The sequence below is a fragment of the Microtetraspora sp. AC03309 genome, assembly GCF_020826795.1.
Lineage (GTDB): Bacteria > Actinomycetota > Actinomycetes > Streptosporangiales > Streptosporangiaceae > Microtetraspora > Microtetraspora glauca.
In genome coordinates this window covers 1-430 of sequence record NZ_JADDIL010000548.1, presented here as the reverse complement: position 1 = coordinate 430, position 430 = coordinate 1, and the positions used below count along the sequence as shown (strand labels likewise).

The following is a 430-nucleotide window of genomic DNA, read 5'->3' as shown; positions in this document are numbered from 1 at the left end:
CGTGATGGAACTGCGAGCGCACCGCACCGTGGTCGGAGATCTTCTCGGGCCAGGAGATGATCATGCTGTTGCGGGTGCCACCGAAGTGCGATGCCACCTGCTTGGTCCACTGGAACGGGGTGTCACCGGCATGTGCCCAACCCACCGCGTAATGCGGAGAGGTGCCGGGCAGTCCCCACTTGTCGATGAACCGCAGGGACTCCTCGATGGACGGCTGCTGACCGTTGAGGCTCATGAGCTCGTTCGGCGTCCCGATGAGTGAGCCTTCGCCCGACGATCCGTTGTCGCCGATGATGTAGATGACGATGGTGTTGTCCAGTTCGCCGATCTTGTCGATCGCGTCGACAACGCGGCCGACCTCGTAATCGGTGTGCTCGAGGAAGTCGGCGAAGTTCTCGGCCTGGCGGGCGAACAGTGCTCGGTGTTCGGC

1 protein-coding gene is annotated in these 430 nt (G+C 62.8%); it reads right to left on the bottom strand.

The window, feature by feature from the left end; genetic code table 11:
* A partial coding sequence (locus IMZ11_RS44295; RefSeq protein ID WP_228649767.1) for a sulfatase-like hydrolase/transferase occupies nucleotides 1–430 on the bottom strand: 430 nt, incomplete at both ends.